General features: G+C 42.8%; 12 protein-coding genes. 3 read left to right on the plus strand and 9 right to left on the minus strand.

Features of this window, described 5'->3' with window-relative positions; all coding sequences use genetic code 11:
* Positions 1-7: 7 nt before the first annotated feature.
* The 6 genes from rpsG to AC0SAP_RS04785 all read right to left on the minus strand — a co-directional run bounded on the left by rpsG (position 8) and on the right by AC0SAP_RS04785 (position 4,578).
* Positions 8-478: a 30S ribosomal protein S7 gene (rpsG, locus tag AC0SAP_RS04760; protein ID WP_094566713.1), complete on the minus strand. Its 471-nt coding sequence runs from the start codon at positions 476-478 to the stop codon at positions 8-10.
* Positions 479-531: 53 nt separating this feature from the next.
* The gene (rpsL, locus tag AC0SAP_RS04765) at positions 532-906 is read right to left on the minus strand and encodes a 30S ribosomal protein S12 (protein WP_026879366.1); all 375 of its coding nucleotides are present in this window, start codon (positions 904-906) and stop codon (positions 532-534) included.
* A gap of 101 nt (positions 907-1,007) precedes the next feature.
* Positions 1,008-1,805: a formate dehydrogenase accessory sulfurtransferase FdhD gene (gene fdhD, locus AC0SAP_RS04770; protein WP_286481344.1), complete on the minus strand. Its 798-nt coding sequence runs from the start codon at positions 1,803-1,805 to the stop codon at positions 1,008-1,010.
* A gap of 518 nt (positions 1,806-2,323) precedes the next feature.
* Positions 2,324-3,442, minus strand: coding sequence for a hypothetical protein (locus AC0SAP_RS04775; RefSeq protein WP_286481345.1), 1,119 nt, complete (start codon positions 3,440-3,442; stop codon positions 2,324-2,326).
* A 1-nt stretch (position 3,443) separates the two neighbouring features.
* On the minus strand, positions 3,444-4,439 hold the full coding sequence (locus AC0SAP_RS04780; RefSeq protein ID WP_286481346.1) for a hypothetical protein: 996 nt from the start codon (positions 4,437-4,439) through the stop codon (positions 3,444-3,446).
* On the minus strand, positions 4,429-4,578 hold the full coding sequence (locus AC0SAP_RS04785) for a hypothetical protein (RefSeq protein ID WP_286481347.1): 150 nt from the start codon (positions 4,576-4,578) through the stop codon (positions 4,429-4,431). Before AC0SAP_RS04785 ends, AC0SAP_RS04780 begins: the two co-directional genes overlap by 11 nt.
* 508 nt (positions 4,579-5,086) lie before the next feature.
* Between AC0SAP_RS04785 and rplU the strand changes: the two genes are divergently transcribed.
* The 3 genes from rplU (at position 5,087) to cgtA (ending at position 6,910) form a co-directional block, all read left to right on the plus strand.
* A complete protein-coding gene (gene rplU / locus AC0SAP_RS04790) occupies positions 5,087-5,401 on the plus strand; it encodes a 50S ribosomal protein L21 (protein ID WP_094566709.1) in 315 nt (104 codons plus the stop codon).
* A 25-nt stretch (positions 5,402-5,426) separates the two neighbouring features.
* On the plus strand, positions 5,427-5,687 hold the full coding sequence (gene rpmA / locus AC0SAP_RS04795) for a 50S ribosomal protein L27 (protein ID WP_094566708.1): 261 nt from the start codon (positions 5,427-5,429) through the stop codon (positions 5,685-5,687).
* 95 nt (positions 5,688-5,782) lie between these two features.
* Entirely contained in the window at positions 5,783-6,910 is a 1,128-nt protein-coding gene (gene cgtA, locus AC0SAP_RS04800; RefSeq protein ID WP_473383178.1) for an Obg family GTPase CgtA, read from the plus strand.
* 324 nt (positions 6,911-7,234) lie between these two features.
* On the opposite strand, the gene lpdA is transcribed toward cgtA, so the two are convergent.
* The 3 genes from lpdA to aceE form a co-directional block, all read right to left on the minus strand.
* Positions 7,235-8,995, minus strand: coding sequence for a dihydrolipoyl dehydrogenase (gene lpdA / locus AC0SAP_RS04805; protein ID WP_473383179.1), 1,761 nt, complete (start codon positions 8,993-8,995; stop codon positions 7,235-7,237).
* Between the two features lie 9 nt (positions 8,996-9,004).
* Positions 9,005-10,702 carry a dihydrolipoyllysine-residue acetyltransferase gene (gene aceF / locus AC0SAP_RS04810; protein WP_473383242.1) on the minus strand — a complete coding sequence of 566 codons (1,698 nt, stop codon included), beginning with the start codon at positions 10,700-10,702 and terminating at the stop codon, positions 9,005-9,007.
* A 131-nt stretch (positions 10,703-10,833) separates the two neighbouring features.
* Positions 10,834-13,503, minus strand: coding sequence for a pyruvate dehydrogenase (acetyl-transferring), homodimeric type (gene aceE, locus AC0SAP_RS04815; RefSeq protein WP_094566704.1), 2,670 nt, complete (start codon positions 13,501-13,503; stop codon positions 10,834-10,836).
* Positions 13,504-13,544: the final 41 nt, after the last annotated feature.

Here is a 13,544-nt window from a genome sequence, read left to right on the forward strand (position 1 = left end):
AATTCTTTTACCAACGGAAATGCGAGAAAGCCTTGTTCGCTTCTGCCATGCGGTGCATGTCTTCTCTCTTTCTTACTGCCGCACCACGGTTCTCGAGGGCATCTAAAATCTCTGAACCCATGCGACGCGTCATTGACTTCTCAGAACGTTTTCTTGCTGCATCAACCATCCAGCGCATCGCTAATGCATCACGTCTTGACGCACGAACTTCTACTGGCACCTGATAAGTTGCACCACCTACACGTCTTGATTTAACTTCAACTTTTGGTCGAACATTATCTAAAGCTTGCTCTAAAGCTTCAACTGGGTTCTCGTGACCTTTTTCTTTAACGATGTCTAATGCACCGTAAACAATACGCTCAGCAATTGATTTCTTACCAGAAACCATCACCATATTAATAAACTTCGCAAGCATTACATCGCCATAGATTGCATCAGGCAAAATCTCGCGTTTTGGGACTTCTCTTCTTCTTGACATGAGATACTCTCAATAAATACTAAATCCAACAGAAACTAAATTAAGCTAAGCGATTATGCTTTAGGCTTCTTAGCACCATATTTTGAACGACCTTTACGGCGTTTATCAACACCTTGTGAGTCCAATGCACCACGAACTACGTGATAACGAACCCCTGGAAGGTCTTTAACTCTTCCACCACGAACTAAAACAACACTATGCTCTTGTAAGTTATGCCCTTCACCACCGATGTAGCTAGAGACTTCATATCCGTTAGTTAAACGAACACGACATACTTTACGCATAGCAGAGTTAGGTTTCTTAGGCGTTGCTGTATAAACCCTTGTACATACTCCACGACGTTGAGGAGAACCCTCAAGTGCAGGAACGTCAGATTTATCAGCTTTCGTTCCGCGCGGACGGCGGATCAACTGATTAACTGTTACCATTAAATCTAAATCCTTGCTAAATAACATGAGTTACAAAAATAACATAAGATCCCCTAGTTAACCTAGAGGATACGAAATAGTATAATTTATAGCTATTTCTGTCAACCTTGATAGAGATTAATTTTATCGACCCGCGTAAAAGCCGCTAACTTTAGCCCCATCCTTTTTGCAAGTTTAATTGCCATAGAAGTTGGTGCAGACATAGTTACCAACATACCAACTTGTGCAGCGACTGTCTTTTGCACCATCTCAAAACTTGCTCGAGAGGTTGTTAAAATAAACCCCTCTTTACAATCATAATCACCTTGTAAAAGAGCGCCTACGAGCTTATCTAAAGCAACATGCCGACCAACATCCTCTCTAGCGAATAAAATCTCACCACTTCGATTAACAAAAAAAGCGGCATGAGCCCCACCGGTGCGCTGATTCATCACCTGCAAAGCATTAGAACCCCTTAAAGCCTTATCAACCGCCGCCTCATCAAGCTTAAAATCAAAATCGATCTTCGCCTGATCTCTCACCACTGCTGATAGTGAATCTAGACCACAAATCCCACATCCCGTTCTAGCACTCATCTGCCGCTTCCGCCCTTCCATGCGACTAAAGCTAAGTGGTGTAATCTCAATTCTCACTTCAATACCATTCTCTCTTGGATCGATAGAGATCGAACGGACATCTTGTATAGAGCTAATAATACCCTCTGTCAGCGAAAAGCCATACACAAAGTCAATAATATCTCTCGGTGTTGACATAACGACTACATGGGGATAGCCATTGTATGTGAGAGCCACCGGCACCTCCACCAACACATCATCTTGCTCCTCTTTCCAGCGACCCTCTTGATACTTCTTTACTGTCACTGTTTCAAAAAAAGCTCGCTTATCACTCTCTTGACTCATTTCACTTCCCTATCAAATAAACCTTCACCTATATTGAAAGGCACACCTCTACAGATAATAGATTCTGCAGATATCAACCAAAACATCCGAGTAACACGAATAATACAAGCACTATTAAATACCAATAGCTAATAATATTAATTACTGATCCGCAATGTTCCGACCTATCGCATTAACAATGCATCTCAGGCCTCAATCAATTCCATCCAGAAACATAGAATTTACTGAAGAATAGTTATCTTATCTAAAGATAGCTGAATTACTAAGATACCAGATTCTTTTAATAATAACTTTTATCAATAACTTTCACCAATAACCTTCATTAATAGCTTCTATCGATAGCTTCTATCGATAGTAGAAAGTTTTTATAGAACACTTGTGGGCTTCTCCCCCTAACTCATATATTTCTATATAGCTCCATATAGAGATATCGATAAGTCTGTCTTGTCCTAAAATAAGAGCCCAAATATATCTATCAAACAAAAATGATGTCGTGGATAAAAGGGATGAGGGTAGCATTAATAGAGATAGAGTAGTTTAGTCGACGCTTGCCGTTGACATCCAATCTGCCATCCAGGAATCGGTTCATATACTTCCTGCTGAAATCCGCACTCGATCGCTGATCTTCTCCAGAAATAATCTCTCCCCCAAAGCGCATCACCACTCCAGTCGATAGCAAAAAGAAACTCATCCACGCCAGAGCCTAAACGTTCCCGCATCTCTCCTCGCATTACAAGAGAACGACCGTCAATTTTCTCCACCTTAAAATTTCCCTTTTCTGCTATGCCTCGATAGCTCAAAAGCAGATCCTCTTGCAACACCCTATAAGCAAGATGATCTGTACCAACATCCAATAGATAAAGTGTTAATGATTCGGCTAAAGAGTGACGATCATTAACTACTAACAAGTAGAGATTGCCCTCTATAGGATTAAATAGCGATGCCAATACCCTCTCCCCATTACGAAATTGGTGCAAAAGCTTCGGTACCCCCGCCCTTTTTAGCTTCCATAAATATTTTCCATCTTGTAACGCAAAGAGGAGATCCAAGGTTTGATTGTGATCTTTAACCATCGGGACCAGACCAAAGGTAGCAAGATCTCCCTCATCTAGGTCAACACCACTTTCCCTCAAAACGTTCTTCATAACCTGAAAGATCAAGACTTCACCTTGATATCGAACTCTAAGAATCCATCGATCCTCTCCATACTCAACATTTAACATTGGCTCTATAACCGGCATCTTATTCTTAGATACAAACTGATACTGATACAACACCCGGTTATGACCACTCACTTCCCCACCAAAAGAGAGTTGATAAATAGTTCGATCACTCGCCGGATAACAGTTATCACCCACTTTCTTTACAGAAAAACCTTCCCGTTGCCGTAACTCCCGCTGATTAAATAGATGACACCCCTTCGTCGAAAGAGTAGCCCTACCTTCACTCCAATCGATCCGCGCCCTCTCTTGCAGAAAAAGAGAAATAGTCCGCTCCCGCTCTTCGAGCGATCTATGCCACCGCTGAAGCTGAAAAATCTTTAAACTAAGCGCGACAACACCCGATGATAGATAGAGTCCGCAGAGTAGAAAAACCACCATTAAAGTGAGAAGTATCGAACCTCGTTCTCGCCTCATCCTACCAGCGCACCTCTAAAGACCTTAATCTAATCGCCTCACTATTAAGAAATGTACGGTGATACCCCTCATCTTCAACTATAACAGCTCGTTTTCGACGATGAGAAGGAACAGTGGCAACTAATTTAATATTGAGGCCATTCGCTCTTAAATTAAAACGCATATCAGCAATAAAAGGGATCCTCAAAAATGCCTGCCCATCCATATAATCCACTACCAACTGACTAATATCATCCCTTATCTGTAGATAGATAAGATACTCCTTATAGAGATATATCTGCACTTGAGTAGGATCAAACAGCTCTTTCACACGCCGATAATCTTCTGTCGTAATATAAAACATCCCTCCATCTCGTTCCGCCTCTAGCAATAAGGCACTCTGACAATCAGTAATATAAAACTTCCCCTTTCGCAGCCCGATGAGATCTGAATCATACTCTCCCACAACATACCTTCCGTCTAGTCGCAGATCACTAGGAATTAACCCATTAATATAGAGAAGATCAGCACCATTTAATAAGCGCGAAATATTTTTAGGTGGCTTTGGAAGATAGGTTCCACTACCGTGCCCCTTTAGCTTTAAAAGATCGACGATGGGATCACTACCCGCCTTCCGCTTTGAAATAACAACTCCCATCGCCATTCTATCTCGATACTCTCGCGTCATACCATTCCCTAAAAAAAGCTCCTGAAAAGGGGGCAATAATGAAGGGCAATAAGGGGCAAATTGTAATCGCCCCAACTCCTTTCGATAAAAATCCTCTACCTCCATCAGCGCATCCAATACTGAAATTTGCGCCTCAATCTGCTGTTGCACGTGAAACACCTGCTGAAAAGTTAATACAGCCATAACAAGTAACGTTCCCGCCAAAGCCAAACCAACAACAAATGAGAGTAACGTTACTCCCTTCTCCGCAGGAAACATTACCCCTAAAGAGCCCTCATCCCCATCAATATCTCTGACAATAGAACTAGTACCTCGACTCCTAATAGACATCTAGCTGCTCCTCTCTTAACGAAAAACTTACCACTTTCTGCTCTATCTGTACCGCAACTTTTAGCTCTTGTCGCAGTAGCTGTAAAAAGCCATAAGTTATCAGTAGAAATAAGATCATCCCTACTAAAGCTTCTTGCATCTATTACCCCCTTCTCTAGATTTTTTATACCTGTCCCATCTCCTTAAAATATCCTCTTTTATAAAAACTTAATTAAAAAAGAAGAAACCTCTATGATTAAAGAAGAAATTACGATATTTTAAGGCGCTATTTGCCTCTTGCTTAATGGCACCCTAGGCACTACTACAAACTATCAAGAAGTATCAATCAGATTAAAACAAGCTTGAAAGCAAGATTGAAAGTAGCGAAAAATGCTATAACACTTAAACTAATAAGTTGTAGTGGGAAATGGGATAGCAAGATCTTTTAAAACCCTATAAAATGTAGCAAACTCCAACTGAGAGTGGGATCAGAAGTTCTAGAGAATATGGGTATATTCTTTCTGTTAAGCTTGTACAAAGCTTGACTATTTATTAGATAAGTTTTAATATTACCCCTCTTAAACCCGACCGTTTTGTAGTCCCCTCTCAAATGGCTGGTTTGATCGAATATTTTATGTAAATTAATTTATGCGGAGCATTCAGCAATTATGTATGCAGTAATTAGAACGGGCGGTAAACAATATCGCGTCGCGGAAGGTCAAATCCTCCGTATTGAAAAAATCGAAGGTGCAGAAGAAGGTTCTAACATCGAGTTAAATGATGTTCTTCTTGTTAGTGCAGATGGTAATGTAACTGTAGGTACCCCAGTGGTTGCGGGCGCTAAAGTGACAGCAGAAGTTAGAAAGCAAGGTCGTACTCGTAAGATCGACGTAATTAAATTCCGCCGTCGTAAGCACTACCGTCATCATGCGGGTCATCGCCAGCATTTTACAGAAATCAAAATCACTGGCATCAGCGCTTAATTAACTAGATAGAGGTACTTAAACTATGGCACAGAAGAAAGGTGTAGGTTCGAGCCGTAACGGTCGTGACTCAGAAAGTAAACGTCTTGGAGTAAAGCGTTTTGGTGGTGAGCTTGTAACCGCTGGTTCAATCATTGTTCGTCAACGTGGAACACGTTTTCATGCAGGATTAAATGTCGGTGTTGGCAAAGATCACACACTATTTGCAAAAGCTGACGGTCACGTTACATTTGAAACAAAAGGTTTAGGCAAGCGTAAATATGTAAGCATCGAGCCAGTTGCTTAATTCATTTCGCTACTAAACGAAATAGTCATGAAAGCTCCACACTATCTACCGTGGAGCTTTTTTTATGTCCTCACATTATAAATTGAGGTAATTCAATGAAATTTATTGATGAAGCAAAAATTGTTGTTATCGCCGGCAATGGTGGCAATGGTTGTGTTAGCTTTCGACGCGAAAAATTTATCCCCTTCGGTGGCCCTGATGGTGGAGATGGCGGGGATGGCGGAAGCGTCTACCTTCGTGCAACTAAAGCACTGAATACACTAATGACCTATCGCTACACTCGCACCTATCGTGCAGAGCGTGGAGAAGATGGCGCTGGCGCTAACAGAACAGGAAAGGATGGGGAAGATCTCTATCTTGATGTTCCTCTAGGTACCCAGGTCTTTGATAATGTTACCAACGAATTTATCGCTGACTTAACAGAAGATGGTCAAATCGTAAAAGTTGCACAAGGCGGATATCATGGCTTAGGGAATACTCGTTACAAGACATCCACCAATAGAGCACCTAGACAATCCAAACCTGGAACTGAGGGTGATGAGAGAGAGCTACGCTTAGAACTGAAGGTGATGGCAGATGTTGGCCTACTAGGACTCCCTAATGCCGGAAAATCGACATTAATCCGTGCAATCTCTGGCGCTCGCCCTAAAGTTGCGGATTATCCTTTTACCACTCTAGCACCGAGCTTAGGCGTAGTTGATATTGACCCACTTCACAGTTTTGTCGTTGCTGACATTCCTGGCCTTATTGCCGGAGCTTCTGAAGGGGTTGGATTGGGAATACAGTTCCTCAAGCATCTTAGCCGCACCTCCATCCTCCTCCACCTGATTGATCTTTCGGCATCTAGCGACTCCCAAGATCCGGTTGCAGATTACTTTACAATCTTAGAAGAGTTAAAAAATTACAGTGAAGAGCTCTACCAAAAGCCTCGCTGGCTAGTCTTAAATAAGATTGATCTTATTCCCGAGGAAGATCGTGAAAATGCGATCGAAGAGTTTTTAAATGCGGTCAATTGGGATCGTTCTGCCCCACACTTTGCAGTTTCAGCAATGACAAAACTACATACGCGCGAAATGTGTTATGACATCATGCATGAGATCGATAAAGAACGTGCACCTGAAGAGGAGCGCTATGATGAGGCGGCACAAAAAGCGATTAAGCGAGAAAAAGAGAAGCTTCTGACAGAAGAAGAGTATTACGCCATGATGAATGAAGAGAAATAGATCTTAATCCCGATTCAATTCGACCGAGAATTAGAATTAGAATTAGAACGAAAGCTGAGCGGTAACTAACAGCAGAACCCAAAATCGGTAAGGCTGTATAATTTCCGCCCTCACACTTTTCACCATCCATAAAAAAGAGCCCCAAGATTTTATATCTCGGGGCTCTCTTTTTGCTCTCTTTTCACATTCTATGCTTTTAAATAGCATCTTCAATACTATCTAAACATTACTGAAAGATCGATTATTGCAAGATCAATTAAATACCACTTAAATACCATTTAAATATCAAGAAAGCTATCACGATTATCTATAATTCATAATGAACTATTTACGCTTTTTTATCGGTGGCAGATCGGTACATGCGCCTAAAATATTTTCAGCAGCCATCCCTACCGATTCAATCAATGTTGGATGTGGATGAATAGTATGTCCAATATCGATACTATCGGCACCCATCTCAACGGCTAAGCAGACTTCACCAATAAGATCACCGGCGTGAATCCCAACTACAGCACCCCCTAAAATAATCTTACTTTCAGGATCATAGAGAAGCTTTGTAAAGCCTTCATCACGACCATTTGCAATCGCTTTACCACTTGCCGCCCATGGGAAGACAGAGACTTCGTAAGGAATTCCTTTCGCTTTCGCTTCTGTCTCGGTTAACCCCGCCCAAGCAATCTCTGGATCAGTATAAGCAACGGAAGGTACAAATTTTGCATCAAAGAAGCGCTTCTCACCGACACAGACTTCCGCCGCAACATGGCCTTCATGAACTGCTTTATGTGCCAGCATTGGTTGACCAACAATATCACCAATCGCAAAGATATGAGAAACATTGGTGCGCATCTGTCTATCGACAGAGATAAAGCCACGCTCATCAACATTCACCCCTGCTCTCTCTGCATGAAGCGTTAAACCATTTGGCTTACGCCCTACCGCAACCAGAACCTTATCAAAGAGAAGAGGTGTCTCCGGGGCATTCTCCCCTTCAAAAGTCACCTCAATCCCCTCATCTTTTGCAACTGCACCTGTAACAGCGGTCTTAAGCATCACTTTATGGAATCGATCTTTATTATATTTTTCAAAGACCTTCACTAAATCACGATCCGCCCCCGGCACTAAACCATCGGCAAATTCTGCAATAGTAATTTCACTACCAAGCGTTGAATAGACGGTAGCCATCTCTAGACCAATAATTCCACCACCAATAACGAGAAGCTTTTGAGGAATATCTTCTAACTCAAGCGCTCCCGTTGAATCGATGATGCGAGGATCTTCTGGCAAGAAAGGAAGCTTAACAGCTGAGGACCCAGCCGCAATAATCGCTTTATTGAAACGAATTTCTCGCTCTGCGCCATCATCTAGTGCTACTGTTAAACAGCGATCATTTTTGAAAGTTGCAAAGCCTTGAACAATCTCGACTTTGCGCATCTTAGCCATACCTGCTAATCCACTTGTCAATTTCCCGATAACAGACTCTTTAAAGCCTCTCAACTTATCGATATCAACCTCAGGCTCAGCAAACGTTACACCGATATCGGCAAATGATTTAGCCGTCTCCATAACATCAACGACATGCAAAAGTGCCTTAGATGGAATGCATCCCACATTGAGACAAACGCCACCGATTGTCGGATAACGCTCTACTAAAACAACTTTAAGACCAAGGTCTGCGGCTCTAAAAGCAGCTGAATATCCCCCAGGTCCGCCACCAATAACAACCAGGTCGCAATCAGCGTCAATAACGGATGAATCAACAAGAGCAGCCTTCTCTTCCTGTTCGGCACCCGTTGATGCCTCACTGTCAACAATCTTCTCTTTCACTGCTGAAGCGCTCGATAGGTCCGCATCTGCCACCTCTAAGCGTGCAAAGAGATCACCCTCTTTCACACTATCTCCAACATTGACCAATATCTCTGTGATAATACCCGCTTTTTCGGCAGGTACATCCATCGAAGCTTTATCAGATTCTAAGGTTAAGAGCGTATCATCAACCTCAACATGATCCCCAATATTGACACTAATATCGATAACATCAACGCTATCAAAATTACCAATATCAGGGAGTTTTAAATCAATAATCATATCTCTCTCCTAGATCACCATACGACGCATATCAGTTAAAAGCTCATTGAGATAGACGATAAAACGCGCGCCCAATGCCCCATCAATCACACGATGATCGTATGAAAGTGATAGAGGAATCATTAAACGAGGCTCAAATTCTTTTCCATTCCAGACAGGTTTCACCTGATTCTTCGCAATCCCTAAAATCGCAACTTCTGGTGCATTGATAATAGGAATAAAGTTTGTTCCACCAATTCCACCTAAAGAGGAGATAGTAAAGCAACCACCGGTCATCTGATCTCCGCGCAATTTTCCTTCTCTCGCGAGACCCGCAAGCTCACGCATCTCAGTAGCAATTTCTAATACCCCTTTCTTATCACAATCCCGAATAACAGGAACGACAAGCCCATTAGGTGTATCAGCTGCAAAACCGATATGGTAATATTTTTTAAGAATGAGTTTATCCCCTTCTAATGAGCTATTGAACTCAGGGAATTTCTGCAACGCTTTTACCACAGCCTTAAAGAGGAATGCCAAGATAGTGACACGAACCCCTTCACGCTCATACTCTTTATTAAGCTGCTTTCGTAAAGCTTCTAGTTCAGTGATATCTGCTTCATCAAACTGAGCCACATGAGGAATCATCGCCCAGTTACGCGCAAGATTTGCCCCAGAAATCTTCTGAATACGGGAAAGCTCTCTCTCTTCCACCTCTCCAAACTTAGAAAAGTCGACTTTAGGCCATGGAAGGAGATCTAGACCACCACCATTGACCGCCGCAGCTTTAGCTGTCGATGTCGCAACACTTCCACTAAGAACACCTTTCACATATTGCAATACATCTTCACGCAAAATACGATTATTACGCCCTGACCCTTTAACCTGATTAAGGTCTGCACCTAATTCACGGGCAAATGCGCGCACAGAAGGGGTTGCATGCGCACCACTAAAATCGAGCTCTGCAGCATTTTGTACCGGTGCAGTAGGAAGTTGATCCCCTTTATGAGGGGCTTTTAAACTCTCAGAGGATGATTTAACAACATCTTGCTGCACCTCTTTTGCCGGCGCATCTACTTGTGCCGATGCAGAAGTTTGCGCTGTAGCGGCTACTGCCCCGCCTGTCTGAATCTTAACGACAAGATCACCCTCTTTAACTTTATCGCCCACGGACAATGCAATCTCAGTAATGACCCCCTCTTTATCAGCGGGTACATCCATTGATGCTTTATCTGACTCTAATGTTACGAGTGTCTCATCAAGCTTAACATGATCCCCTACATTAACAGCGATATCGATCACATCTAGCTCATCAGAATTACCAACAGCCGGAATCGTAATTTCCGCAATCTCGCCTGTTGCTGATGAATTCTCCGCAACCTTTGTCACTGCCTCTGTTTTAGAGACTTTCGATGCTGATGGTGTTGCTTCAACTACTTTCTCTGATGATTGCGCTTCATTAGTAGTAGAACTTTTTTGAGCTTGATCCACGGCTTCAACACGCGCAATCACATCTCCTGTTTGAACTTGATCGCCCACTGCAACCAAAATCTCTGTAACTTTTCCTGCCGCTTCAGCAGGCACATCCATCGATGCTTTATCTGATTCCAATGTTACGAGCGTATCATCAACCGCAACAATATCGCCCACCTTAACATTAATCTCAATGACATCGACGGCATCAGAATTCCCAATATCTGGAACTCTTAAATCAATATTCGCCATAATTCTTATCCTTCTATATCTGTCAATAACCCATTTAATAATCTATTCAATTATCTATCTAACAACTCATCTCATGAGTTCTACACACCCTAGAATAAGGAAGCGCCACTCCTAATAGAGGGGCGCTTAAAACCTTATACCCAAAGTGGATTTGGCTTATTAACATCAATGTTATATTTCTTAATTGCTTCTGTTACGACTGATCGTGCAATCGTTCCTGCATCTGCAAGCTCTTTGAGCGCCGCAATAGTAATGTAGTAGCGATCAACCTCAAAGAACTTACGTAATTGCGCTCTTGTATCTGAGCGACCAAAACCATCCGTACCTAAAACACGGTAAGGAGCTTTAACCGCCGGTCTAATCTGCTCTGCATACATACGGACATAGTCAGTAGAGACAATGACAGGGGCATCAGAATGATTTAACATTTTGCCCACAAATGATTCCGGCGCCTCTTTTTCAGGATGGAAGAGAGCTTGTCGCTCACACTCATGGAAATCACGCGCAAGCTCAGTAAAGCTTGGGCAGCTATAGAGATCACTCTCCACGCCCCAATCCTCTTTAAGAAGCGTTGCCGCTTGCATCACCTCTTGCAAGATTGTACCTGCACCTAAGAGGCGAACTTTTGGTGCATCACTCTTCTCTCCTGCTTTTAGGAGATACATCCCACGAAGAATATCCTCTTCAACACCTTCAGGAATTGCAGGATGTGCATAATTTTCATTCATGATCGTAATGTAGTAGAAGACATCTTCCTGCTCTTCCACCATACGACGCAGACCATCTTGAACGATAACCGCTAACTCAAACTGCAGTGCCGGATCATAAGAGATACAGTTAGGAATCAAGCTTGCTAAAATATGGCTATGACCATCTTCATGCTGAAGCCCTTCACCATTGAGTGTCGTACGGCCCGCTGTTCCTCCCATCAGGAAGCCACGTGTCCGCTGATCTGCCGCAGCCCAAATGAGGTCAAAAGTACGCTGCATCTGGAACATAGAGTAACAGACGAAGAAAGGAATCATCTCAACATTAGAGTTTGAGTATGAGGTACCAGCGGCAATCCATGAACTCACACCCCCTGCCTCATTAATCCCTTCTTGTAGAATCTGCCCATCTTTCGTCTCTTTATAGAACATCAATTGACCGGCATCTTGTGGCGTATATTGCTGCCCTGCTTGTGACCAGATCCCCAATTGACGGAACATCCCTTCCATACCGAAGGTGCGCGACTCATCCACTAAAATAGGAACAACGCGTTTACCGATCACTTTATCTTTCACAATCGTATTAAGAATACGAACAAAACTCATTGTTGTTGAGATTTCACGACCTTCTGCAGTTGCCTCTAATTGCGCCTTAAATGCATCGAGCTTAGGAACCGTTAGCTTCTCTTTTGCTTGAACGCGACGAGAAGGAACATATCCCCCTAATGCACGACGACGCTCATGGAGATACTCAAGCTCTGGACTTCCTTCAGGAGGACGAATAAAGTTGAGCGCTTCAAGATCTTCATCTGAGATAGGCACCTCAAAGCGGTCACGGAATCGGCGAAGGGATTCAAGGCTAATCGATTTTTGCTGATGCGCAACGTTTTGTGCCTCCCCATCTTGCCCCATCCCGTAACCCTTGATAGTTTTTACCAAGATAACTGTTGGTTTTCCTTCCGTCTTCACTGCCGCATCATATGCTGCATAGACTTTATTCTCATCATGACCACCACGATTGAGGCGCCAAACGTCATTATCCGACATATGCGCAACCATCGCTTTAAGCTCTGGGCTATTGAAGAAATGCTCACGAACATAAGCACCATCGCGAGATTTATAAGTTTGGTAATCTCCATCAACGCACTCCATCATTCGTTTACGCAAAATACCATCATGATCTTGTGCTAAAAGAGAATCCCAACCATTCCCCCAAATAAGCTTAATCACATTCCAATTATTACCGCGGAAACCTGACTCTAGCTCCTGAATAATCTTACCGTTACCACGAACAGGTCCATCAAGACGCTGTAAATTACAGTTAATAACGAAGATAAGGTTATCGAGTTTTTCACGACCAGCAAGAGAGATTGCGCCTAATGATTCTGGTTCATCCATCTCACCATCTCCACAGAAGCACCAGACTTTACGTCCTTCTGTATTCGCAAGTCCACGTGAATGAAGATACTTTAAGAAGCGCGCTTGATAGATCGCTTGAATAGGACCTAATCCCATCGAAACTGTTGGGAATTGCCAAAAATCTTTCATCAACCAGGGGTGTGGATAAGAGGAGAGCCCTTTATTGTCCACTTCACGGCGGAAATTATCCATCTGTTCTTCTGTAATACGTCCTTCAATAAAAGCACGTGCATAGATCCCAGGACTCGAGTGTCCTTGGAAGAAGATAAGATCGCCATCTTGTGTATCGGTATTCCCTTTCCAGAAGTGGTTAAAACCAACTTCCCACATCGTTGCTAATGAAGCATAGCTCGCAATATGTCCACCAAGACTAGAGTCAATCGCATTTGATCGAACGATCATCGCCATCGCATTCCAACGGATATAGGAACGGATAGTATGTTCTAACTCTGAGTTTCCTGGATAACGGGGCTGCTTATCCGCAGGGATTGTATTGATATACTCGGTTGTACCTGTAAACGGGATCTTCACACCATCACGATGTGCCCGTTCAATCACCTTCTCAATAAGAAAGTGTGCACGCTCTTCCCCTTCTGTTTCAAGGACACTCTCGATTGAATCAACCCAGTCTTTGGTCTCTAATGGGTCAATATCACTCAACAACTTTTGGTCTACCATAAAAATAATCCTCTTTTTTTGATAAGCCCCCTGCAATGCAG

The organism is Ignatzschineria sp. PL_is040 (genome assembly GCF_055813795.1).